Genomic DNA, 22,407 nt, shown 5'->3' with positions numbered 1-22,407 from the left:
ACGTGCGCCACCCGGCGGAAGAGCCCTTCCGCCGTGCCCGAAAACAGCCCTTGTGAGGAAAGAACACCGTGAAGAGTCTCACCAAGAGCCACCTCGCCAAGTGCGTCACCGTCGCGGCCGGCCTCGGCCTGGTGGTGGCGGGGACGGGCTCTGCCCAGGCCGACCCGTCCGGCGCCCCGACGTACCGGCAGCTCGCCGGCGTCGGCTCGGACACCACCCAGGGCGTGATGAACGCGCTCGCCAACACCATCACCGTCGGCGGCCAGAAGGTGATCGGCTCGTACGACGCGGTCGGCTCGGCCACCATCAACACCCAGGCGGCCGCCGCCTGCCAGGGCCTCAACCGGCCGAACGGCTCCGGTGCCGGCCGCACCGCGCTGCTCAACGAGCTCAACAAGGGCAACAACTGCCTGCAGTTCTCCCGCTCCTCCAGCCTCAACCTGTCGGCCGCCACCCCCGGCCTGACCTATGTGCCGTTCGCCGTGGACGGCGTGACGTACGCCGTCAGCGCGGGCAGCTCGCTGCCGCTCGACCTGTCCACCGCCGACCTGCACGCCATCTACAGCTGCGACCCGGGCTACGTCGGGACCGCGCCGAACTACAGCATCCACCCGCTGCTGCCGCAGGCCGGCTCGGGCACCCGGAGCTTCTGGGAGGCCACCGTCGGCATCACCGAGGCCGATGTCGCCGCCAACAAGTACCCCTGCCTCAGCGACACCAAGGGCGGCAAGAAGATCGAGGAGCACGACGGCCGCGTCCTCGACGCCAACTCGCTGGTGCCCTTCTCGATCGCCCAGTACATCGCGCAGAGCTCCGGCACCCTCGCCGACCTGCGCGGCACCGCCCAGCTGGGCAACGTCAACGGCGTGCCCTCGGTGCTGCTGAACACCAGCGCCGCGGCCACCCGCGACGTCTACAACGTCATCCCGACCGGCAAGGTCGGCACCAGCCCGTGGAGCGACGTCTTCGTCGGCGCCAACTCGCAGATCTGCCAGCAGTCCGCCGTCATCAAGCAGTACGGCTTCGGCACCAATGCCAACTGCGGCGACACCTCCCGTACCACCGGCTGACGCACCGTCACCTCCACTGCGTGAACTCCACTGCCAGAAAGGCACGAATCACCGTGAGCATCCGCATTCCGCGCTCCGTAGCGCTCGGCGCGGCCACCGTCCTGGCCGCCGGCAGCATCAGCATGATCGGCTCGGTCGCCGCCTACGCCGACAGCCCCAGCCCGACCATCGGCACCCTGGCCGTCAACCCGGCCACCGGTGCCGACGACGAGCTGATGAGCGTGGTCTCCTCGGGCTCCTGCCCCGGCGGCACCAACCTGCAGACCCTGGTCTTCGGGCAGGGCTTCCCGGTCGACGGCTACGGCGTCTCGCTCAACCAGGCACAGTCCGTCTTCCCGCCGGACGCCCAGGGCCGCCTCACCGTCCCGCTCAACGACACCATGCGCAGCTTCGCGCAGAAGAACGGCTTCACCACGCTGAGCGGCAAGTACGAGTTCCACCTGCGCTGCCGCGCCAAGATCGGGACGACGTACTTCGGTGACTTCGTCGGCGCGATCTGGTTCACCAGCCCCACCGCCTACACCTCCACCGACCCGAACGCACCGGCCGCCACCGCGACCACCACCGCGCTCACGGTCACCCCGAACGGATCGGCCACCGTCGGCAGCGACGTCACGCTGAGCGCCACCGTCTCCCCGGCCGCCTCCGGCACCGTGCAGTTCCTGGACGGCACCACCGCGATCGGTTCGCCGGTCGCCGTGACGTCCGGCCAGGCCTCGCTCACCTCCAACGCCCTCACCGAGGGCGCGCACAGCCTCTCGGCCGTCTTCACCTCGACGGACGCCGCCTTCCTCGGCTCGACCTCCGCCGCCACCTCGTACACCATCAGCCCCAAGGGCGCGGCGGCCACCACCACCGCGCTGGCCGTCTCCCCGGCGGGCTCGGCGGCCAAGGGCACCCCGGTGCAGCTGAGCGCCACCGTCACCGCGGGCGCCGAGGGCACCGTCGACTTCAAGGACAACGGCACCGTCATCGGCAGCCAGGCGGTCAGCGGCGGCACGGCCCAGCTCTCCACCAGCAGCCTGGCCGAGGGCGACCACTCCTTCACCGCCGCCTTCACCCCGGCCGACCCGGCCAAGTTCGCCGCCTCGGCCTCCGCCGCCGTGGCCTTCACCGTCACCCCCGTGGTCACCCCGCCGCCGTCCGGTTCGACCCCGCCGGCCCCGGTCTCCGAGACCATCACCACCACGGTCGCCCCCGGCGCCCTGGTGATCAGCGTGGCCGGCAGCAACGTCACCCTGCCGCCGCTCACGCTGAACAGCACCAGCACCCTCTTCTCCACCACCGGCCCGATCCAGACCGTCACCGTCACCGACACCCGGGCCGGTGCGCCGGGCTGGTCGGTCAGCGGCCAGGTCGCGCAGTTCAGTTCGGGCGCCAACGCCATCAACGCGCAGAACCTCGGCTGGGCCCCGAACCTGGTCTCCAAGGGCGACAGCCTCAAGGTCACCCTCGGCGGCCAGGTCAACCCGGCCAACGCCGTCGAGGCCAACGACACCGGTGTGCTCGGCCTGAAGTCCGCCCGGACGCTGGCCACCGCCACCGGCCTCGGCACCGCCAAGTTCGGCGCCGACCTCACCCTGCTCGCCCCGACCTCCACCCTGGCCGGGACGTACCAGGGCGTGCTCACGCTGACCGCGATCTGACGATCCGTCGCACAGATCCCGTCCCACGGATCCCGTCACACAGTGGCCGTCCTGGTGGTCCCCGTACCGCCAGGACGGCCCCCTGAACTGTCCGTACCGCACCCGAGGATGACACCGCCGATGCGCAGATGGCTCCTGGTACTCGCCCCAGCCCTGCTGGTCCTGCTGCTCGGCGGCGGACCGGCGCACGCCGACGACCAGCCCGCCGGAAGCCCGCCCGCCGGCGCCGCGCAGACCTTCGGCATCCAGCCCGCGAGCGCCACGGAGCCGGACAGCCGCGGCACCTTCTCCTATGCCGCGACGCCCGGTGCCGTGGTCAAGGACCACGTCGCGGTCTGGAACTACAGTGACCAGCCGCTCACCCTGCGCCTCTACCCGGCCGACGCGTTCAACACCGACTCCGGCGGCTACGACGTGCTGCCCGAGGGCAGACCCTCGACCCAGGCGGGCACGTGGCTCAAGACCGCCGCCGACTCGCTGACCCTGCCGGCCCGCAGCCGGCAGATCGTGCCCTTCACCCTCGCCGTCCCGGCCGCCGCCTCGCCCGGTGACCACGCCGCCGGCATCGTCGCCTCGCTGCGCCGCGAGAGCAAGGACGCCAAGGGCAACGCGGTGACCGTGGACCAGCGGGTCGGCGCCCGGGTGCACGTCCGGGTCTCGGGCGAGCTCCGTGCCGAACTCAGGGTCGAGAACGCCCGGGCGGTGTACCACCCGAGCCTCAACCCTCTCGCCGCCGGGCACACCACCATCAGCTACTCGGTGCGCAACACCGGCAACGTGCGGCTCGGCGGCAGGCAGGCCGTCCGGGTGAGCAACCTCCTCGGCTCGATCGCCACCGGCAACGCGCCCGCCGATCTCCAGGAACTGCTGCCGGGGAACGTCGTCACCTACCGTCTGGACGTGGCCGGGGCCTACCCCACCCTCTGGGCCACCGCCGGGATCACCATCGACCCGCTCGCGATCGGCGGCGACCGGGACCCGAAACTCTCCAGCAGTGTCTCCAAGCAGCGGTTCGCCAGCATCCCGTGGGCGCTGCTGGCAGTCGTGCTCCCCCTGGCCCTGTTCGGCGGCCGGTGGTGGCAGCGGCGCCGCCGCCCGGCCCCTCCCGCCGTCCCGGCGCCGGTCGCGGTCGGAGCGCTGCTCGTGGCGGGCCTGCTGCTCGTCCAACTCCCGCTGGCGCCCAAGGCATCGGCCGCGGACACCGGAACACTCGCCTTCGACTACGCGACGGGGCACGACGACGACGCCATCGATCTGCTCACCTCCGGGCAGTGCCCCGACCCGGCCGCCGACTACCTCGCCGTACGGATCGCCGGCTCCGGCTTCCCCGCCGAAGGCGCGCCGCTCACCGGGACGGTCGCCGCCTCGGTGTACCGGCTCGCCTCCAACGGCGGGTACGTGCTGCCGCTCAGCAACACCCTCCGCGTGGTCGCCACCCGGAACGGTTCCGGGCCGCTGCACGGCGCGTACACCATCACCGCGAGCTGCCGAGGCAAGGTCAACCCGGCCTCGCGACGGGACTTCACCGGCGTGCTGACCTTCACCACCCCGAGCACCTGGCAGGCCGTCACCGTCGCTCCGGAGGGCGTGCTCCACGGTGCCGGGGCCGACCCGGTGACCATGGCGAGCACGCCGCAGGCCGCGCCCGAGGCCGCCGCCGCCCCGAAGCCGCAGGGCGCGCCGGTGGCTTCCTGGGTGGCGACCGGCGCCGGGATCCTGCTGCTCGGCTGGATCGGGCTGCCGTACGCGCGCCGCCTGCGCGCCGGGCGCGACAGGGGCGAGGCCGCCGAATGACCGTGACCGATCTGCCACCCGCGCCCGTCGCCGATCCGTGCGTCGCTCCGCCGGTGGGCCGGACTCGAATGCGCCCGGACGGGCCGCAGTTGGTCGGTGCCGCACTGGCGATCGTGGCCGCCCTGCTGCTGGGGCTGCTCCTCGACCTCGGCCCGCTCGGCGGCCTGCGCCACCTGCGCGACCACGAGACCGGCTACGCCGAACTGCGCGAGAGCCTCGCCATGGGCACCACCCCGATCGGCCAGCGCGCCAAGGACGGGAGACTCGTCGAACTCGGCACGCCTGTGGCCCTGTTGGAGATCCCGGAGCTGGGCCTGCGCGAGGTGGTGCGGGAGGGGACCACCGGCGCCGTGCTGGAGGCCGGGCCCGGTCACCGCCGGGACACCCCGATGCCGGGCCAGGCTGGCACCAGCGTCCTGCTCGGCCGCCAGGCCGGGTTCGGCGGGCCGTTCGGCGCGCTGGGCAGCCTGCGGGCGACCGAGACCTTCACCGTCACCACCGGCCAGGGCACCCACACCTACCGGGTCCTGGACGTCCGCCGGGCCGGCGACCCGGTGCCCGCCGCCCTGAAGAACGGCTCGGGCCGGCTGGTCCTGGTCACCGGGGACGGGCCCCGGTACGCGCCGTCCGGCACGCTGCTGGTCGACGCCGACCTGGTCTCCGAGGTGAAGCCCGCCAACGCCCGCCCGCTCACGGCCGACGCGCTGCCACCCGCCGAGCGGGTGATGGGCACCGACGGCGACGCCTGGATCCCGCTGGTGCTCTGGGGCGAGTCGCTGCTGCTCGCCGCCGTCGCGCTGGCCCTGGCCTGGTCGCGCTGGGGGCGGCTGCAGGCGTGGATCGTCGGCGTCCCGGTCCTGAGCGCGCTCGCGCTCTCGGTCGCCGACGAGGTCGCCCGCCTGCTGCCCAACCTGATCTGACATACCGTCACAGAACGAAGGGGATCGCCGTATGACCAGCATCGACAGCACGGTCGTGCTGCCCGGCCCGCGGACCACCGCGGGCAGCCTGGACGCCCGCGCCGTCTCGGCCTGGTTCGGCGACCGCAAGGTCCTCGATCAGGTCTCGCTGACGATGCCCGCCGGGCAGGTCACCGCGCTGATCGGCCCGTCCGGCTGCGGCAAGTCCACCTTCCTGCGGATCCTCAACCGGATGCACGAGCTGATCCCGGGCGCCGCCCTCGCGGGAGAGGTACTGCTCGAAGGCTCCGACATCTACGCACCCGAGCGCCGCCTCACCAGCGCCCGCCGCGACATCGGCATGGTCTTCCAGAAGCCCAATCCCTTCCCCGCGATGTCCATCTACGACAACGTGGTGGCCGGCCTCAAGCTCACGGGGATCCGGGCCTCCCGGGCCGAGAAGGACCACCTGGTCGAGGAGTGCCTGACCAAGGCCGGCCTCTGGCGCGAGGTCCAGGACCGGCTGCGCCAGCCCGGCGGGGCGCTCTCCGGCGGCCAGCAGCAGCGCCTGTGCATCGCCCGCTCGCTGGCCGTCCGCCCCAAGGTGCTGCTCATGGACGAGCCCTGCTCCGCCCTCGACCCGACCTCCACCCGCCGGATCGAGCAGACCATCCGGGAGCTGGTGCACGAGGTCACCATCGTGATCGTCACCCACAACATGCAGCAGGCGCACCGGGTCTCCGACCGGTGCGCCTTCTTCCTCGCCGAGCACGGGACCCCGGGCGGGATCGTCGAACACGGCCCGACCGAGGCGATGTTCACCACCCCGGCCGACCCGCGCACCTCCGACTACGTCAACGGCCGCTTCGGCTGAGCCGACAGCTGGACGCCCTCGCGCAGGACCAGCGAGATCAGCTCGCGCTGGGACTCGCTCAGCTTCGGGTCGGCGCAGTAGACCGTCCGGCCGTCCACGGTGATCTCGTAGTGGAAGCCGTCCGGCACGCCGTACGAGGGGGCGCGAAGGCCCCCCGCCACGGCCTCGCGGGCGAGGGCGTGGACGTGCGGCGCGTCGTGGCGTTCGGCGGTGTCCAGCTCCGCACGGTGGGCGAGGCCGGCCAGGCCGCCGGTCCGGGTCACCTGGATACGCATGGTTGTCAGTGTGCTACGCAGTGGTGGGATTTGCAGAGTTTTTACAGAGTTGCCCCCGCGCACTGCGCGGCTGCTGTACTCAGGTCGTGCTGACGCCGACCTGGGACCAGGCCGCCACGACCGTGTTCGCCACCGCCTCGTCCTCGTACCTGGCCCGGGCGGCGGCCACGGTGGCCCGGGCGAAGGCGGTGAAGTCGGAGTCGTGGGCCAGCCCGCCACCGGTCAGGGTGTCGTACCAGATCTGCCCGGCGCGCTCCCAGGCGTTGCCGCCGAGGGCGGTGGCCAGCTGGTAGAAGGCGTGGTTGGGGATGCCGGAGTTGATGTGCACCCCGCCCTGGTCCTCGGCGGTGTCGACGTAGTCCCGCAGATGGGCGGGCTGCGGGTCCTTGCCGAGCCGCTCGTCGTCGTACGCCGTGCCGGGGGCCTTCATCGAGCGCAGCGCGACGCCGTGCACCCCGGGCGCCAGCAGGCCCGCGCCGATCAGCCAGTCCGCCTCGGCGGCCGGCTGCCGCAGAGCGTACTGCTTGACCAGGGAGCCGAAGACGTCCGAGACGGACTCGTTGAGCGCGCCGGACTGGCCGCGGTAGTCCAGGCCGGCGGTGTACTGGGTGACGCCGTGGGTGAGTTCGTGGCCGATGACGTCCTGGGAGATGGTGAAGTCGTTGAAGATCACGCCGTCGCCGTCCCCGAACACCATCCGGGCGCCGTCCCAGAAGGCGTTGTCGTAGTCCCGCCCGTAGTGGACGGTGGCGTCGAGCGGCAGCCAGCTGCCGTCGATGGAGTGGCGGCCGTAGATCTCCTCGTAGAGCGCGAAGGTGGCCCCGAGGCCGTCGTAAGCACGGTTGACGGGGGCGTCCTTGACCGGCGGCTGGCCCTCGAGGCGCACCGGCTTGCCGGGTGCGCGCTGGGCGTGGTGGGCGTCGCCGATGGTGCGGCTCAGCCGTTGCGCCGGGACCTTGGGCGCGACCGCGCTCAGGCGGGCCTCGCGGTGGACGACGTCCAGGGCCAGCGAGCGCTGGGCGGCCTCGTGGCCCTGCTCGGCGAGCCGGTCGAGTACGTACGGCGGAATGATCGTGCAGAACTGGGCTGCTGGTGTCATGTCGCCCAGGGTGAGGCATTGATGACCGCTTGTCACGATGCCGTTCGTCTCAAGGAGTGGAATCGTGGCGGGGTTCACTGTGTCCGGCCGGTGACCTGGGTTACGCTCGACAACATCATGCGTTACGGGCTGCTTCTTCTTAGCTGCCGCGGCGAGGGCCTGTAGACCACGTAGGCCGGCTCCCTCGCCGCGGGGATCGTGCTGTGCCCATGTATCGCGCAAGCGATGCAGTTCGATGCGGCGCAGTAGTCGGCCAGTCGGGTGTTCACCTCCCCGGCCAGCCCGCAATCGACAGAGAAGCCGAGAGTCTCCTTCATGACTGAGCAGTCCTCCATCGCTCGCGCGTTCAACGACCGCCCCACTCCCATCACGGCGGCCAGCGTCCAGCAGAAGCCGTCCGGCATGCCGTTCGAGCGCTACGTACCCTTCGGCACCATCGACCTGCCGGACCGCACCTGGCCGAGCAAGATGATCACGCAGGCGCCGCGCTGGCTGTCGACCGACCTGCGCGACGGCAACCAGGCGCTGATCGACCCGATGTCCCCGGCCCGCAAGCGCAAGATGTTCGACCTGCTGGTGAGGCTGGGCTACAAGGAGATCGAGGTCGGCTTCCCGTCCTCCGGCGCCACCGACTTCGAGTTCGTCCGCTCGCTGATCAACGAGGGCGCGATCCCCGAGGACGTCACCATCTCGGTGCTGACCCAGGCCCGTGAGGACCTGATCGAGCGCACCGTGGAGTCCCTGGTCGGCGCGCCGCGGGCGACCGTCCACCTGTACAACGCGACCTCCCCGCTGTTCCGCCGGGTGGTCTTCAAGGGCAGCAAGGACGACATCAAGGGCATCGCCGTCGACGGCACCCGCCTGGTGATGGAGTACGCCGAGAAGATCCTGCGCGACGACACCGTCTTCGGCTACGAGTACTCGCCGGAGATCTTCATCGACACCGAGCTGGACTTCGCGCTGGAGGTCTGCGAGGCGGTCATGGACGTCTGGCAGCCCGGCGAGGGCCGCGAGATCATCCTGAACCTGCCGACCACGGTCGAGCGCTCCACCCCGAACGTCTACGCCGACAAGATCGAGTGGATGTCGCGGAACCTGTCCCGCCGCGAGTTCATCGCGCTGTCGACCCACCCGCACAACGACCGCGGCACCGGCGTCGCCTCGGCCGAGCTGGCCATCATGGCGGGTGCCGACCGCGTCGAGGGCTGTCTGTTCGGGCAGGGCGAGCGAACCGGCAACCTGGACCTGGTCAACGTCGGCATGAACCTGTTCTCGCAGGGCGTGGACCCGATGATCGACTTCTCGGACATCGACGAGATCCGGCGGACGTACGAGTACTGCAACCAGATGGTCGTACCGGAGCGCCACCCCTACGCCGGCGACCTGGTGTACACCTCCTTCTCCGGCTCGCACCAGGACGCCATCAAGAAGGGCTTCGACGCCCTGGAGGCCGACGCGGCGGCGGCCGGCGTGCCGGTCGGCGAGTACACCTGGGGGGTTCCGTACCTGCCGATCGACCCGAAGGACGTCGGCCGCTCCTACGAGGCCGTCATCCGGGTCAACAGCCAGTCGGGCAAGGGCGGCATCGCGTACGTCCTGAAGAACGACCACAAGCTGGACCTGCCGCGCCGGATGCAGATCGAGTTCTCGCGGATCATCCAGGCCAAGACCGACGCCGAGGGCGGCGAGGTCACCCCGGCGGACATCTGGGCGGTCTTCCAGGACGAGTACCTGCCCACCAAGGACAACCCGTGGGGCCGGATCGCGCTGAGCGGCTCGCGCAGCCTGACCACCGAGGACGGCCGCGACGCCCTGTCCACCGAGGCCGTGGTGGACGGCGTGCCGGTCACCCTGACCGGTACCGGCAACGGCCCGGTCTCCGCCTTCGGTGACGCACTGGCCCGGATCGGCGTGGACGTCCGCGTCCTGGACTACGCCGAGCACGCGCTGAGCGAGGGCGGCGACGCCCAGGCCGCCGCGTACGTCGAGTGCGCGGTGGACGGCAAGGTGCTGTGGGGCGTCGGCATCGACGGCAACACCGTGCTGGCCTCGCTGAAGGCGATGGTCAGCGCCGTCAACCGGGCGCAGCGCGGTTAGTTCGTACGAGGGGGCCACCCAAACGGGTGGCCCCCTTTGCATGTGTCCCACGCCACATTTTTACCCGTTCGGGGTGCTGACACATTCCCGTAACCGTGGCAACATCGATCCACCGGAACCAGGGTCGGTGGGACGGCTGTTGGAGTCCGGTCGCGTGACCTGCCCATTGAAGTGCAGGCCGCCTGCCATGTCTGGGGAGTGGCGCCGTGACAGGGTTGTGGGGTGTTCGCCCTCGCTGGCGGACGGACGTCCTCGGTGATTTCTTCTGTCCGGGCTGTGGCGGGGACCGCAACTACCGTCGGCAGCACGGTCGTCGGTGGCTGCGGTTGCTCGGCACCCCTCTCCTGCCCCTCGGCCCGGTGATCGGCAGCGTGCAGTGCACCACCTGCCACGGCCGGTACGGCGTCGAGACCCTGGACCAGCTCACCAGCGTCCGCCTGGCGGCGATGCTGCGCGACGCCCAGTACACGGTGGCGCTGGCGGTGCTCGCGGCCGGCGGCACCGGCGGCCGGGCCGCCAGGGACGCCGCCTGCACGGTCATCCGCGAGGCCGGCTTCGAGGACTGCGGCGAGGCCCAGGTGCTCGCCGCGCTGGCCGCACTCTCCGGCGTCGGCGACGGCGGGCCGATGGACGTCGACGGCCTCGGCAGCGGTCTGACCATCGAACTGCACGCAGCGCTCGAACCCCTCTCCCCGCATCTCGCCCAGCAGGGCCGCGAGCGCCTGGTGCTCCAGGGTGCCTGGGTCGCACTGGCCGACGGGCGCTACCTCCCGCAGGAGCGCGCCGCACTGGCCGCAGTCGGCCGCTGCCTGAAGCTCGCCGAAGGCCGGGTCGACGAACTCCTGGAGGCGGCCACCATCGCGCCGCACTGAGCCCCCACAGGCCGGGCCCGACTCCCCCCTCCGGGCCCGCCGTGACCCGCACCCGCGGGTGTCCCCCCACGGACCCGGGTGCGGGCACACGGCTGCCCGGCGCACTGCCCAGGTGCGGGAGAATGGTCGGATGAACTCTCGAGTCGGGGCACCCGCATGAGTCTGTTCCGTGACGACGGCGTGGTCCTGCGCACCCAGAAGCTGGGCGAGGCCGACCGGATCATCACCCTGCTCACCCGGCAGCACGGCAAGGTCCGGGCGGTGGCCCGGGGCGTCCGCAAGACCAAGTCGAAGTTCGGCGCCCGCCTGGAGCCGTTCTCCCACGTCGACGTGCAGTTCTACAGCCGGGGCAGCGACCTCGTCGGCCGCACGCTCCCGCTCTGCACCCAGGTGGAGACCATCGCGCCGTACGGCGGCACCATCGTCACCGACTACGGCCGCTACACCGCAGGCACGGCCATGCTCGAGACGGCGGAACGATTCGCCGAGAACGAGGGCGAACCGGCCGTCCAGCAGTACCTGCTGCTGGTCGGCGGACTGCGGACGCTGGCCGCCGGGCTGCACGAGTCGCACCTGGTGCTGGACGCCTTCCTGCTCCGCTCGCTCGCGGTCAACGGGTACGGCGCGAGCTTCACCGACTGCGCCAAATGCGGTCTCGAGGGCCCGAACCGCTTCTTCTCGCTCCAGGCGGGCGGGGTGCTCTGCTCGGACTGCCGGGTACCTGGCAGTGCCGTACCCTCCCCTGAGACACTGGTACTGCTCGGCGCGCTGCTGTCAGGGGACTGGCAGACGGCGGACAACTGCGAGCCCCGGTACTGGCGGGAGGGCAGCGGGCTGGTGGCCGCCTATCTGCAGTGGCACCTGGAGCGGGGAATCCGCTCGATGAGATACGTGGAGAAGTGAGCATGGCAGCGCGACGGCTCTTCGGCAGCAAGCAGAGGGAGTACGTTCCCCCGACCCCGCACCCGAGCGGTGCCAAGCCGCCGAAGCTCCCCGGCGAGCTCGTCCCCAACCACGTCGCGATCGTGATGGACGGCAACGGCCGCTGGGCCAAGGAGCGCGGGCTGCCCCGCACCGAGGGCCACAAGATCGGCGAGTCGGTCGTCCTCGACGTCCTCAAGGGCGCCATCGAGCTCGGCGTGAAGAACATCTCGCTGTACGCCTTCTCCACCGAGAACTGGAAGCGCTCGCCGGACGAGGTGAAGTTCCTGATGAACTTCAACCGGGACGTCATCCGCCGCCGCCGCGACGAGATGGACGCGATGGGCGTCCGGATCCGCTGGGCCGGCCGGATGCCGAAGCTGTGGAAGAGCGTCGTCCAGGAGCTCCAGGTCGCCGAGGAGCAGACCAAGGCCAATGACGCCGTCACCCTCTACATGTGCGTCAACTACGGTGGCCGGGCCGAGATCGCGGACGCCGCGGCGGCCATCGCGGCCGACGTCGCGTCGGGGAAGCTGGACCCGAAGAAGGTCTCCGAGAAGACCATCGCCAAGTACCTGTACCACCCCGACATGCCGGACGTGGACCTGTTCCTGCGCCCCAGTGGCGAGCAGCGCACCTCCAACTTCCTGCTCTGGCAGAGTGCTTACGCCGAGTTCGTGTTCCAGGACGTGCTCTGGCCGGACTTCGACCGCCGGGACCTCTGGAGGGCCTGCGAGCAGTTCGCGATGCGGGACCGCCGTTTCGGCGGCGCCATCCCCAACGAGGTCACGGCCGAGGTGCCGAACCAGCGCTGACCCGCTTCCTTGCGCGAAGAAGGGCCCGGGATCTCTCCCGGGCCCTTCTCGCGCACCTGCCGTCCAGCCCTGCTCAGTCCTGCTCAGCTCTGCTCAGCCCTGCTTGGCCGCGCACTCCGCGCAGGTCCCGAAGATCTCCAGGGTGTGGGCGATGTCACTGAAGCCGTGCTCGGCGGCGACCGCGTTGGCCCAGCGCTCGACCGCCGGACCCTCCACCTCGACGGTGCTCCCGCAGTGACGGCAGACCAGGTGGTGGTGGTGCCCGCTGCTGCAGCGACGGTAGACGGCCTCACCGTCGGCGGTGCGCAGCACGTCCACCTCGCCCGCGTCGGCGAGCGACTGCAGGGTGCGGTAGACGGTGGTCAGCCCGACCGAGTCGCCCCGGTGCTTGAGCATGTCGTGCAGTTCCTGCGCGCTGCGGAAGTCCTCGATCTCGTCCAGGGCCGCCGAGACGGCGGCTCGCTGCCGAGTGGATCGGGCGCGCGGCGACGGGCCTGCGGTGGTCACCGTGGGTCCTCCTGGGGGTGGGGGTGTCTCGCACCTCATTGTGCCAGCCCCTGACTTGCCGCCGTGTCGCTCTCCCGGCCTGCGCTCCGGCCTCCGGTCGGCCCTGCGCTCAGGCCTGTGTTCTGGCCTGCGTTCTGCCCTGTGTTCTGGCCTGTGTTCTGGCCGGGCAGGGCGACCTCGCACACCTCGGGCCCGGTGTCGGCCGCGGTGCGGTGCCGCCGCCTGGCCAGTGGTGCGGCGATCGCGCTGAACAGGGCGAAGACCGCGATGGCGAGCAGCACGATCGCCGGGCCTGATGGCACGTCGGCCTGGTACGAGCCGCTCACCCCGGCCACGGCGACGGTGATCCCGAGCGCGATGGCGGCCGCCTGGGTCGCGGCGAAGGACCGGGTGAGCTGCTGGGCGGCGGCGACCGGGACCACCATCAGCGCGCTGACCAGCAGCAGGCCGACCACCCGCATGGCCACCGTCACGGTGACGGCCGCCATCACGGCGAGCAGCAGGTTGAGCAGACGGACCGGGATGCCGGTGACCCGGGCGAACTCCTCGTCCTGGCAGATCGCGAAGAGCTGGCGGCGCAGGCCGATGGTGACGGCGATGACGACGGCGGCGAGTACCGCGATGGTGGCCAGGCCAGTGGCGGAGACGGTGAGGATGGATCCCCAGAGGTAGCTCTCCAGGCTGCCGCTGCCGGCCTGGGCGCTCATGCTGACCAGCAGCTTTCCGCAGGCCATACCGCCGTAGAAGAGCATCGCCAGGGCGATGTCGCCCCGGTTGTTGCCGCGCGAGCGGACCAACTCCATGACGATGGCGCCGAGCACGCAGACCAGTACGGCCATCCAGACCGGACTGGTCTGGAAGATGAAGCCGAGGCCCACACCGGTCAGCGCGACGTGCCCGATGCCGTCGCCCATCAGGGCCTGGCGTCGCTGCACCAGGTAGATGCCGACGGCGGGCGCGGTGATGCCGACCAGTACGGCGGCGAGCAGCGCCCGCTGCATGAAGTCGTAACTGAGCATCTCGGTCATGCCAGCAGTCCAGGGGTGGTGGTGTGGTGGTCGTCCGCGTGCGGGTGGACGTGGTCATGGCCGGGCAGGGCGTGCTGCCCGGTGTTGGGGAGTGGCGGCCCGTCGTGGGCCACGCAGCCGTCGCGCAGCACCACGGCCCGGTCGATCAGCGGCTCCAGCGGGCCGAGTTCGTGCAGCACGAGCAGGACGGCCGCGCCGCGCTCGACCTCGCGGCGCAGGGTGTCGGCGAGCACCTGCTGGCTGGCCACGTCCACGCCCGCCATCGGCTCGTCCATGATCAGGAGGTCCGGTGCACCGACCAGCGCGCGGGCGATCAGTACGCGCTGGTGCTGCCCGCCGGAGAGGTCGGCGACGCCGTCGTCCGCCCGGTCCAGCATGCCGACGGCCGCCAGCGCGCGGTCCACGGCGTCCCGGTCCTTGCGGCGGAACGGCAGCAGCCGGTGCTGCGGGAGCCGCCCGGTGGAGACCACCTCGCGGACCGTCGCCGGTACGCCGCTGGCGGCGGTGGTGCGCTGCGGCACGTACCCGATCCGGTGCCAGTCCTTGAACTTGGCGTACGGGGTGCCGAACAGCTCCAGGCCGCCGCGGTCCAGCGGGACGGAGCCGATCACGGTCTTGACGGTGGTGGACTTGCCGGAGCCGTTGGCCCCGAGCAGGGCGACCACCTCGCCGCGCTGCACCTTGAGGTCGATGCCGCGCAGGACGGGGCGGCCGCCGAGGGAGGCGACGGCGTCGCAGAGACAGACGGCCGCGGGCGCGGCACCCACCGAGAGGGGGTGCCGCGCCTGGTCGGAGTCCGTCGTCGCTGCTGTCGCAGTCGTGGGTATGACAGAGCTCATGGGTGTGGGGTGTCCCGTCAGCTGGTGGCGCCGAGCGCGGCCTGCAGGTTGGTGAGATTGCGCTTCATGATCGAGAAGTAGTCGTCGTGGGAGGAGGCCTGGACGCCCTCGATCGGGTCGAGCACCGCGGTCTTCAGGCCGAGGTCCTTGGCGACGGTGTCGGCCAGCTTGGGGCTGACCAGGGTCTCGAAGAAGATGGTGGTCACGCCGTTGTCCTTGGCGGCCTTCTGGATCTCGGCGAGGCGGGCCGGGGTGGGCTCGGCCTCCGGGTCCACGCCGTTGATCGCGATCTGGTTCAGGCCGTAGTGGTCGGCGAGGTAGCCGAAGGCGGCGTGGCTGGTGACGAAGGTCTTGGACTTGGTGGTCTTCACCCCGGCCTGGAAGTCCGTGTCCAGGGCCGTCAGCTTGGTGACCAGCTCGTCGGTGTTCTTCTGGTAGTCCGCGGCGTGGTCCGGGTCGGCCTTGGCCAGCTCGGCGCCGACGCTCTTGGCGACCGCCGCGTAGCGGGTGGGGTCGAGCCAGATGTGCGGGTCGCCGGCCGGGCCCTTGGCACCTTCGCCGCTCTTCGCCGCCTCTGTGCCCTCGTCGATGTGGTGGTCGACCAGGGGGGAGGCGGCGGTGGCGTCGACGACGTGCTTGGAGTCGGACTGGCCGACCGCCTGGTCGACGGTGGGCTGCAGGCCCTTCAGGTAGACCACCAGGCCCGCCTGCTGGACGGAGGCGACCTGCTTGGCGGTGAGTTCGAGGTCGTGCGGCTCGACACCGGCGGCGGTCAGGTCGGTGACCTTCACGTGGTCGCCGCCGATCTGCGAGGCGAGGAACTCCATCGGGTAGAAGGACGCCACCACGCTCAGCTTCCCGTCACTGGTCTTGGCACTGCTCGTACCGCCGCAGGCGGACAGGACGAGGGCGCCGACGACGGCAGTGGCGGTCAGGGCTATGGAGGTGGGAAGGCGTCGCAGCATCATGACAACCATTCTCAACTTAGGTGGAAATGATTGTCAACTCACCTGCTTGGCCGATCGAAGGACAGGATTCTCGGTGAATACCGATTTGAACCCCCTACCCGCGTGCCCGGTAACCTGAGGTATTCGGGTGCGCGCAACCAGCCGCGCCTTGACCATGCCGTCGTACTGACGTCGTACTGAAGAGAGCACTGTGGCCGCCGACAAGATCGACACGATTGTCAGCCTGAGCAAGCGCCGTGGCTTCGTCTACCCCTGCAGCGAGATCTACGGCGGTACCCGTGCCGCCTGGGACTACGGGCCACTGGGCGTGGAGCTCAAGGAGAACATCAAGCGCCAGTGGTGGCGTGCGATGGTCACCGCTCGGGAGGACGTCGTCGGGATCGACTCGTCGGTGATCCTGGCCCGCGAGGTCTGGGAGGCCTCCGGCCACGTCGCCACCTTCAACGACCCGCTGACCGAGTGTCTCTCCTGCCACAAGCGGTTCCGCGCGGACCACCTGGAGGAGGCGTACGAGGCCAAGCACGGCAAGCTGCCGGCCAACGGCCTCGCCGACATCAACTGCCCGAACTGCGGCAACAAGGGCGCCTTCACGGAGCCCAAGGAGTTCTCGGGCATGCTGAAGACGCACCTCGGCGTCACCGAGGACGCGGGCGGCCTGGCCTACCTGCGCCCCGAGACGGCCCAGGGCATCTTCACCAACTTCAAGGCCGTGCAGACCACTTCGCGCAAGAAGCCGCCGTTCGGCATCGCCCAGGTCGGTAAGAGCTTCCGCAACGAGATCACCCCCGGCAACTTCATCTTCCGGACCCGCGAGTTCGAGCAGATGGAGATGGAGTTCTTCGTCAAGCCGGGCGACGACGAGACCTGGCACGAGTACTGGCTGCAGCAGCGCTGGGACTGGTACGTCGGCCTCGGCCTGCGCACGGAGAACATGCGCTTCTTCGAGCACCCGAAGGAGAAGCTCTCCCACTACGCCAAGCGCACGGTGGACATCGAGTACCGCTTCAACTTCGGCGGCACCGAGTTCTCCGAGCTGGAGGGCATCGCCAACCGGACCGACTACGACCTCACGGTCCACAGCGAGCACTCCGGCCAGGACCTCAAGTACTTCGACCAGGAGTCCGGCGAGCGGTACTTCCCGTTCGTCATCGAGCCGGCAGCGGGTCTCAACCGCGCCATGCTGGCCTTCCTGATCGACGCCTACTTCGAGGACGAGGCGCCCAACGCCAAGGGCGTCATGGAGAAGCGCGTCGGCATGCGGCTCGACCCGCGCCTCGCGCCGGTGAAGGTGGCCGTGCTGCCGCTGTCGCGCAACGCCGACCTCTCGCCGAAGGCGCGCGGCCTGGCCGCGGACCTGCGGACGGCCTGGAACGTCGAGTTCGACGACGCCGGCGCGATCGGCAAGCGCTACCGCCGCCAGGACGAGATCGGTACGCCGTTCTGCGTGACGGTCGACTTCGACACCCTTGAGGACAACGCGGTCACCATCCGTGAGCGTGACACCATGGCGCAGGAGCGCGTCTCCCTCGACCAGGTGAAGTCCTACCTCGCGGCGCGCCTGATCGGCTGCTGACGCCCGCCCTCGTACGCCTCGCCCTCGTGTGCCTCGCCCACGTGTGCCTCGTCCGGCCCCTCACGGAGACATTCCGTGGGGGGCCGACGTGTGTGCTCCGGTGCTGCGTTTTGCGTCTGTCTGCGGCGGTGGAGGCTGAGGGTTGAGGCCGAGGGCGGAGGCTGAGGGAGCTCAGCGGCGGCTTCGGGGGCGTGGGCTCGGTGCGGTGGGCAGGCTTGCTGAACGGAGCGCCGCAAGGGCGCTGCGCTGGCGGCTCTCGTCCAGAGCGGTCACGGCGGCGAGCAGCATCTCGTAGAGGGCGGGCCGGTGGACCAGGCCGCCGCCGAACAGGGCCAGGTCGGAGGCCGAGCGCAGCCTTGACACCTCACTGATGAGGGTGAGAGCCAGCGACTGGTCCAGCTCCAGGGCCAGCACGGCGAGTTCGCCGATCTGGCGGCCGGCTGCCTGGTGCAGAAGGCTGCGGGCGTCCTCGGGGCGGCCCGAGTCGCGCAGCAGGGCGGCGAGGGCAGCCAGTTCGGCAGGTGGGGCCGAACCCCACTCCCAGAGCAGGGTCAGACCGTCCGCCGCCAGGCCGGTGCTCTCCAGCGCACCGAGCAGGGCGGGCAGAGCGGAAGCCGGGTAGCCCCAGAGCGCGTGGAACAGCTCGGCGGCCTCGTCCGTCAGCCCGGTCCGGCGCAGCTCGGCCAGCGTGCCGGCCGCCTGGGCGGCGGCGCCGTGCGCGGTCGTACGGGCGACATAGGCCGCAGCGCCTGCCGGGCCGCCCGCGCGCAGCATCGCCACCAGCCGGGCCACATCGGCGGGCGCGAGCATCACGGCGGCCTGGGCGGCCACGGCGGCGGACTCGTTGGCTGAGCCGTGCTGGTGCAGGGAGGTGATCCGTGCCGAGAGTGCGGTGAGCTCGGCGGCGGTGCGCAACTGCGGGGTCGGGGCAGGGGGCTGGGCGGCGGGGGGTTGGGTGGTGGGGGGTTGGGTGGTGGGGGATTGGGCTGCGGCTTGGACGTCAGGGACCTGCCTGGGGTGGGCATCGCGCGGTGATGCTGGTGACTCCGGCTTTCGTTTCGCCGCCGCAGGCTTGGCGCCGCCGAACCGGGCTCCGGTCATAGGTGCCGCTGCGACCGTCGGAACGGTCGGTTGTGGGACCGGGCTCTCCTGGTATGCGCCGCCGAACCGGGCACCGGTCGGCCGCTTCGCGGCCGGCGGTTCAGGTTCGGCCGACTGCCGCTGCTGGTCCTCCATGGCCAGGAGGCGTTCGCTCAGCTCCAGACAACGGGCACCCAATCCGTCCCGCAGGGTCTGCACCTGGGCCAACTGCCGCAGCAGCTCCGGGTCCGGCCGCTGCTGCGCGGCCGCGTAGCCACGGACGCCCTCCGGGCCGCCGGACGCGGTACGGAGCTCCTCGTTGAGCCGGCGCTCGCGCTGCGCCGCGTACTGACGGGCGCGTAGCAGCTCGTCCAGTTCCGTCCGAAGCGCCTGGATGTCTGCTGCTTGTGGGTTGAGCTCCTGCACCGCCATCGCACCGTCCCGACTTGTCCGCCTCCGGGGGCGTCCCTGATACGCACCCCTCCGGTCATGACCTCGGGCCATCCTGGCGGGGTGATACGGCAGTCGTGTTACGGGAGTGAGTCCGGCCTTTTTCGGTCTGCTGCTCGGGCGGTCGGGGTCGGTTGGGGGTCGGACGGGCGTCAGGAACCGCGCAAGCGGTGCTGCACCAATCAGCCTGCCAGCCGGGCCCGGGCCTCCATCAGTGCGAATCCCAGCAGGTTGAGGCCGCGCCACTCCTGAGGCTTGGTCGCCCGGTCGTTGTCGGCCGCCAGCCCGATGCCCCAGAGTCGGTCCATTGGGCTGGCCTCCACCAGCACCCGCTGCCTGGTGCCGAGGAGGTACTCGCGGAGGGCCTCGTCCTGGCCGAACTTGGCCACATTGCCCTCGACCACCAGCTCGAACCGCGCGGCGGACCAGCGCTGTTCGTCGAAGCCCTGGACCAGTCGGCCCAGCTTCTTGGCCTCGGCCGGAGTCCGGGCCTTCAGGATCCGGGGAAGCACCTCCGCGTCCCCGAAGAGCCGGGCCTTGCCCGCCATCATCCAGTGCTCCGCCGTGGAGTACGTGACTCCGTCGATCGTGAACTCGGACGGCCACCACTGGCTCAGTGACCCCGGACCGACCCGGCCGTCACGCTCCGGCCGGTGGCCCCAGAAGAGCAGGTACTTGGGCTGTGCACCTGCCGCCACCAGGGCACTGAGCTCCTCGCGGGTACGGGTGTCGGCGGGAGTGAGCGGCTGGGTCGTCGTCATACCGCCATCCTGACATCCGGGGCTGACAAGGGGCTCGGCCTTTTCGCCGGGCCGAGCTGACCGACTGGACCTGGCTCAGCCGACGGATCGGGGGAGTCGGGTGCTGAGGCAGAAGATGACCACCGATCCGGTCAGCTGGACCCCTAGCACCAGAGCCAGGGTGTGGGCGATGCCCAGGGAGGGAGAGAGTGCGAGGAAGAGCGTTCCCAGCGTGGCCACGCCCAGCGCCAGGCTGGACTGCTGAGTGGTCGCCAGGACGCCGCTCCCGACACCCGCCCTGTCCAGGGGAATCTTGGACAGCACCACTCGGAAGAGCGGCGTGCCGATCAGGCCCTGGCCGATGCCCGCCAGCGCCACGCCCGGCAGCATGCGCAGTGAGGAGAAGTGTGCCCAGTCCGTCAGCACGGTGGTGATGAGGGTGGCCAGGCCCAGCCCCTGCACGACGGCCCCGGCGGTGATCACCCTGCTGCCGAACCGGCCGATCAGCCGTGGACCGCTGAGCGAGGCGAAGAAGTAGCCGACGGCCATCGGCACCAGTGCCCAGCCGGCGGCCACCGGGCCCAGCTGCAGCCCCTGCTGCAGCATGACGGCCACCACGAACATGAAGCCGCCGAAGCCGGTGAAGTAGGGGACCGCGACACCGAGTCCGCGCCGCATCTCGGGGATGCGCAGAAGGGAGAGCGGCACCAGCGGAGTCCCGCCCGACCGCTCCGTGCGCCGCTCCACGAGCAGGAACGCGGCGGCAAGGAAGGGGAAGGCGCTGAGCAGCAGCCAGGACCAGAGCGGCCAACCTGCTGCGCGCCCCTCCATCAACGGGACGAACAGCGCGAGCAGCGCCGCCGTCAGGAGTACGGTGCCCGGCAGGTCGACCCTGGCCGCTTGCGGTGCGCGGCTCTCCGGCACGTACCGGACTGCCAGCACCGCAGTGACCAGTGCGAACGGCACGTTGAGGAGGAAGACCGCGCGCCAGCCCGTGCCGAACAGATCAGCGGAGACCAGCATCCCGCCCAGCACCTGGCCGATGACCACGGAGATCCCGCCGACAGCGCCGTAGATGCTGAGCGCGCGGGCGCGCTGAGCACCGCTGCTGGCGGCAGTTATGGTCGCCAGCACCTGGGGGAGCAGCAGGGCCGCCGACGCGCCCTGCGCCGCTCGGGCCGCGACGAGGGTCCAGGCCGTGGGCGCGATGCCGCAGGCCAGTGAGGTCAGGGCGAAGGCGGCGGCGCCCGCGATGAAGAGCCGTCGTCGGCCGAAGGTGTCGCCCAGCCTTCCACCGAGCACCAGCAGCACCGCGAAGGCGATGCCGTACCCGGCTGCCACCAGCTCGAGGACGGCGGGCCCGGCGGCCAGGTCGTGGTCGATGGTGGGGAGCGCGACGTTGACGATGAAGAAGTCGAGCATCGGCAGGAAGGCGCCGAGCAGCACCGTGACGAGGCCGGCCGGACCGAGGCCGGCCGGACCGAGGCCTGCCGTACCGGGGCTGGCCGTGACGGGGTCGGCCGTGACGGGGCCCGCCGTGACGGGGCCCGCCGTACCAGGGGTGGAGGTGGCGGGTCGCGCCAGGGGTGTGGTCTTGGGGAGCGCTAGTTGCTGGGTCACGACTACTACGATCGGGGCCCGCTCACCCTGGTACCAGAGAGTGTTTATCCAGGTATAACGACTACCTGGCAACAGGCTCCGAAGTGCCGCATGCTTGAGTCCATGACGACCAGCACCGCGCCCGCCGCCACCCGCCGCCAGGAGTTGGCCGCCTTCCTGCGCAGCCGCCGCGAGCGGATCTCGCCGGAGCAGGTCGGCCTGCCGTTGACCGGGCGTCGCCGGACGCCGGGGCTGCGCCGCGAGGAAGTCGCGCACCTGGCCGCCGTCGGGGTCACCTGGTACACCTGGCTCGAGCAGGGCCGGGATATCCAGGTGTCGAGCCAAGTCCTGGACTCCGTTGCCCGGACGCTGCAACTCGACCCGACCGAGCGGGCGCACCTCTTCGTGCTGGCCGGCGCCGAGGACCCCGCCCCGGTCGTCGACTGCCCGACCGTCACGCCGGCCGTCCGGACGCTGCTCGACCAACTTGAGCCGCTTCCTGCCGCGGTGCTCAACAGCCGTTACGACATCCTGGCGTTCAACCGGGCGTACACCCGGATCCTCGGTGATCTCGACGCGCTGCCCTTCGAGGACCGGAACGTCATGTGGCTCGCCTTCACCGACTCCTACTTCGCCTCGGTGCTCGTCGACCGGGAATCGGCGCGCGCGGCCGTCGTCGCCCGGTTCCGTGCCTCGATGGCCGATCATGGTGCCGAGCCGGCCTGGAAGTGCCTGCTGCAGCGGATGCGTCAGGCCTCTCCGGACTTCGAGGCGATGTGGGAGCGGCACGAGGTGGAGGGTCTTGGCAACGGGCTCAAGCGCTTCCTGCTGCCCGGTGTCGGGCTCCTCCGGGTCGAGTACACCAACCTCTGGCTCGGCCCACGGCCGAGCACCAGGCTTACGGTCTACACCCCACTGGACGAGGAGACCCGCGGCCGGCTGGAGCAGTTGGCCGCGGAAGGCTGAGCCGGTGAGTGGACGGACGCCCTGGCGGACCGTCAGCCGAGGAGCCGGTCGGCCGGAGACCGTCGACGGATGGGCCGGCCGGCCGAGGGCCAGTGACCCGCAGAGCCATGCCAGCGGGAACTCCGCGCACAGCGCCATCATCAGGGCGGCTGCCAGCTCGGCACCGGGCGCGGCAGTCCGTACGTCGTACCAGGCGTCACCCAGCAGCAGGGCTGTGGCGAGCGCTGCCGCCGACCGGTGCTCATCGCCGCCCCGGCGCAGCACGACCCCGGTGACGATCAGCGCGGCGGCTTCC

20 protein-coding genes are annotated in these 22,407 nt (G+C 71.0%); 11 read left to right on the top strand and 9 right to left on the bottom strand.

Annotation, left to right across the window (positions count from 1 at the left end; all coding sequences use genetic code 11):
• Positions 1–68 precede the first annotated feature (68 nt).
• From FB465_RS10920 to FB465_RS10900, 5 genes are all read left to right on the top strand, one after another.
• On the top strand, positions 69–1,070 hold the full coding sequence (locus FB465_RS10920; RefSeq protein WP_211785755.1) for a substrate-binding domain-containing protein: 1,002 nt from the start codon (positions 69–71) through the stop codon (positions 1,068–1,070).
• Between the two features lie 53 nt (positions 1,071–1,123).
• On the top strand, positions 1,124–2,716 hold the full coding sequence (locus FB465_RS10915; protein WP_145789869.1) for an Ig-like domain-containing protein: 1,593 nt from the start codon (positions 1,124–1,126) through the stop codon (positions 2,714–2,716).
• Between the two features lie 120 nt (positions 2,717–2,836).
• Complete coding sequence (locus FB465_RS10910; RefSeq protein ID WP_170290561.1) at positions 2,837–4,510, top strand: WxL protein peptidoglycan domain-containing protein; 1,674 nt, start codon at positions 2,837–2,839, stop codon at positions 4,508–4,510.
• Positions 4,507–5,430 carry a sortase gene (locus tag FB465_RS10905; RefSeq protein ID WP_211785754.1) on the top strand — a complete coding sequence of 308 codons (924 nt, stop codon included), beginning with the start codon at positions 4,507–4,509 and terminating at the stop codon, positions 5,428–5,430. Before FB465_RS10910 ends, FB465_RS10905 begins: the two co-directional genes overlap by 4 nt.
• A 31-nt stretch (positions 5,431–5,461) precedes the next feature.
• Positions 5,462–6,283, top strand: coding sequence for a phosphate ABC transporter ATP-binding protein (locus FB465_RS10900; protein WP_145789865.1), 822 nt, complete (start codon positions 5,462–5,464; stop codon positions 6,281–6,283).
• On the opposite strand, the gene FB465_RS10895 is transcribed toward FB465_RS10900, so the two are convergent.
• Both FB465_RS10895 and FB465_RS10890 read right to left on the bottom strand, forming a co-directional pair.
• The gene (locus tag FB465_RS10895) at positions 6,259–6,558 is read right to left on the bottom strand and encodes a protealysin inhibitor emfourin (protein ID WP_145789864.1); all 300 of its coding nucleotides are present in this window, start codon (positions 6,556–6,558) and stop codon (positions 6,259–6,261) included. The genes FB465_RS10900 and FB465_RS10895 overlap by 25 nt on opposite strands.
• A gap of 79 nt (positions 6,559–6,637) precedes the next feature.
• The gene (locus tag FB465_RS10890) at positions 6,638–7,657 is read right to left on the bottom strand and encodes a M4 family metallopeptidase (RefSeq protein ID WP_145789862.1); all 1,020 of its coding nucleotides are present in this window, start codon (positions 7,655–7,657) and stop codon (positions 6,638–6,640) included.
• Between the two features lie 315 nt (positions 7,658–7,972).
• Here FB465_RS10890 and leuA point away from each other — a divergent pair, with 315 nt between their 5' ends.
• The 4 genes from leuA to FB465_RS10870 all read left to right on the top strand — a co-directional run bounded on the left by leuA (position 7,973) and on the right by FB465_RS10870 (position 12,362).
• Positions 7,973–9,754 carry a 2-isopropylmalate synthase gene (leuA, locus tag FB465_RS10885; protein ID WP_145789861.1) on the top strand — a complete coding sequence of 594 codons (1,782 nt, stop codon included), beginning with the start codon at positions 7,973–7,975 and terminating at the stop codon, positions 9,752–9,754.
• A gap of 326 nt (positions 9,755–10,080) precedes the next feature.
• The gene (locus FB465_RS10880; protein ID WP_342791794.1) at positions 10,081–10,626 is read left to right on the top strand and encodes a TerB family tellurite resistance protein; all 546 of its coding nucleotides are present in this window, start codon (positions 10,081–10,083) and stop codon (positions 10,624–10,626) included.
• Positions 10,627–10,782: 156 nt separating this feature from the next.
• Complete coding sequence (recO, locus tag FB465_RS10875; protein ID WP_145789858.1) at positions 10,783–11,529, top strand: DNA repair protein RecO; 747 nt, start codon at positions 10,783–10,785, stop codon at positions 11,527–11,529.
• Between the two features lie 2 nt (positions 11,530–11,531).
• Positions 11,532–12,362 carry an isoprenyl transferase gene (locus FB465_RS10870; RefSeq protein ID WP_145789856.1) on the top strand — a complete coding sequence of 277 codons (831 nt, stop codon included), beginning with the start codon at positions 11,532–11,534 and terminating at the stop codon, positions 12,360–12,362.
• A 93-nt stretch (positions 12,363–12,455) separates the two neighbouring features.
• Here the strand turns inward: FB465_RS10870 and FB465_RS10865 are convergent, their stop codons facing one another.
• From FB465_RS10865 to FB465_RS10850, 4 genes are read right to left on the bottom strand one after another with little or no spacing between them, the layout of a single operon-like run.
• On the bottom strand, positions 12,456–12,869 hold the full coding sequence (locus tag FB465_RS10865) for a Fur family transcriptional regulator (protein WP_145789854.1): 414 nt from the start codon (positions 12,867–12,869) through the stop codon (positions 12,456–12,458).
• A gap of 35 nt (positions 12,870–12,904) precedes the next feature.
• Positions 12,905–13,897 carry a metal ABC transporter permease gene (locus FB465_RS10860; RefSeq protein ID WP_145789852.1) on the bottom strand — a complete coding sequence of 331 codons (993 nt, stop codon included), beginning with the start codon at positions 13,895–13,897 and terminating at the stop codon, positions 12,905–12,907.
• On the bottom strand, positions 13,894–14,736 hold the full coding sequence (locus FB465_RS10855; RefSeq protein WP_145789850.1) for a metal ABC transporter ATP-binding protein: 843 nt from the start codon (positions 14,734–14,736) through the stop codon (positions 13,894–13,896). Before FB465_RS10855 ends, FB465_RS10860 begins: the two co-directional genes overlap by 4 nt.
• A gap of 17 nt (positions 14,737–14,753) precedes the next feature.
• Positions 14,754–15,704, bottom strand: coding sequence for a metal ABC transporter substrate-binding protein (locus FB465_RS10850; protein ID WP_145789849.1), 951 nt, complete (start codon positions 15,702–15,704; stop codon positions 14,754–14,756).
• A 190-nt stretch (positions 15,705–15,894) separates the two neighbouring features.
• Between FB465_RS10850 and FB465_RS10845 the strand changes: the two genes are divergently transcribed.
• Complete coding sequence (locus FB465_RS10845; protein WP_145789847.1) at positions 15,895–17,277, top strand: glycine--tRNA ligase; 1,383 nt, start codon at positions 15,895–15,897, stop codon at positions 17,275–17,277.
• Positions 17,278–17,448: 171 nt separating this feature from the next.
• Here FB465_RS10845 and FB465_RS37480 read toward each other — a convergent pair whose 3' ends face one another.
• The 3 genes from FB465_RS37480 to FB465_RS10820 form a co-directional block, all read right to left on the bottom strand.
• Complete coding sequence (locus FB465_RS37480) at positions 17,449–18,789, bottom strand: hypothetical protein (RefSeq protein ID WP_170290560.1); 1,341 nt, start codon at positions 18,787–18,789, stop codon at positions 17,449–17,451.
• Positions 18,790–18,989: 200 nt separating this feature from the next.
• On the bottom strand, positions 18,990–19,568 hold the full coding sequence (locus FB465_RS10825) for a riboflavin biosynthesis intermediates N-glycosidase (RefSeq protein WP_145789842.1): 579 nt from the start codon (positions 19,566–19,568) through the stop codon (positions 18,990–18,992).
• 75 nt (positions 19,569–19,643) lie between these two features.
• Complete coding sequence (locus FB465_RS10820) at positions 19,644–21,167, bottom strand: MFS transporter (RefSeq protein WP_246192612.1); 1,524 nt, start codon at positions 21,165–21,167, stop codon at positions 19,644–19,646.
• A gap of 102 nt (positions 21,168–21,269) precedes the next feature.
• Between FB465_RS10820 and FB465_RS36270 the strand changes: the two genes are divergently transcribed.
• The gene (locus FB465_RS36270; protein ID WP_246192611.1) at positions 21,270–22,112 is read left to right on the top strand and encodes a helix-turn-helix transcriptional regulator; all 843 of its coding nucleotides are present in this window, start codon (positions 21,270–21,272) and stop codon (positions 22,110–22,112) included.
• Positions 22,113–22,407: the final 295 nt, after the last annotated feature.

This window comes from Kitasatospora atroaurantiaca, from assembly GCF_007828955.1.
In the GTDB taxonomy this organism is placed as follows: domain Bacteria; phylum Actinomycetota; class Actinomycetes; order Streptomycetales; family Streptomycetaceae; genus Kitasatospora; species Kitasatospora atroaurantiaca.
Note: the sequence above shows the minus strand (reverse complement) of the source record. Positions and strands in the feature narration are given on the sequence as shown.

Excerpts from the sequence above, each read along its gene's own strand:
- FB465_RS10910 (WP_170290561.1), top strand. The coding sequence starts at position 2,837 with ATGCGCAGATGGCTCCTGGTACTCGCCCCAGCCCTGCTGGTCCTGCTG.
- FB465_RS10905 (WP_211785754.1), top strand. The coding sequence starts at position 4,507 with ATGACCGTGACCGATCTGCCACCCGCGCCCGTCGCCGATCCGTGCGTC.
- FB465_RS10900 (WP_145789865.1), top strand. The coding sequence starts at position 5,462 with ATGACCAGCATCGACAGCACGGTCGTGCTGCCCGGCCCGCGGACCACC.
- FB465_RS10895 (WP_145789864.1), bottom strand. The coding sequence starts at position 6,558 with ATGCGTATCCAGGTGACCCGGACCGGCGGCCTGGCCGGCCTCGCCCAC.
- FB465_RS10890 (WP_145789862.1), bottom strand. The coding sequence starts at position 7,657 with ATGACACCAGCAGCCCAGTTCTGCACGATCATTCCGCCGTACGTACTC.
- leuA (WP_145789861.1), top strand. The coding sequence starts at position 7,973 with ATGACTGAGCAGTCCTCCATCGCTCGCGCGTTCAACGACCGCCCCACT.
- recO (WP_145789858.1), top strand. The coding sequence starts at position 10,783 with ATGAGTCTGTTCCGTGACGACGGCGTGGTCCTGCGCACCCAGAAGCTG.
- FB465_RS10870 (WP_145789856.1), top strand. The coding sequence starts at position 11,532 with ATGGCAGCGCGACGGCTCTTCGGCAGCAAGCAGAGGGAGTACGTTCCC.
- FB465_RS10860 (WP_145789852.1), bottom strand. The coding sequence starts at position 13,897 with ATGACCGAGATGCTCAGTTACGACTTCATGCAGCGGGCGCTGCTCGCC.
- FB465_RS10855 (WP_145789850.1), bottom strand. The coding sequence starts at position 14,736 with ATGAGCTCTGTCATACCCACGACTGCGACAGCAGCGACGACGGACTCC.
- FB465_RS10850 (WP_145789849.1), bottom strand. The coding sequence starts at position 15,704 with ATGATGCTGCGACGCCTTCCCACCTCCATAGCCCTGACCGCCACTGCC.
- FB465_RS37480 (WP_170290560.1), bottom strand. The coding sequence starts at position 18,789 with ATGGCGGTGCAGGAGCTCAACCCACAAGCAGCAGACATCCAGGCGCTT.
- FB465_RS10825 (WP_145789842.1), bottom strand. The coding sequence starts at position 19,568 with ATGACGACGACCCAGCCGCTCACTCCCGCCGACACCCGTACCCGCGAG.
- FB465_RS36270 (WP_246192611.1), top strand. The coding sequence starts at position 21,270 with ATGACGACCAGCACCGCGCCCGCCGCCACCCGCCGCCAGGAGTTGGCC.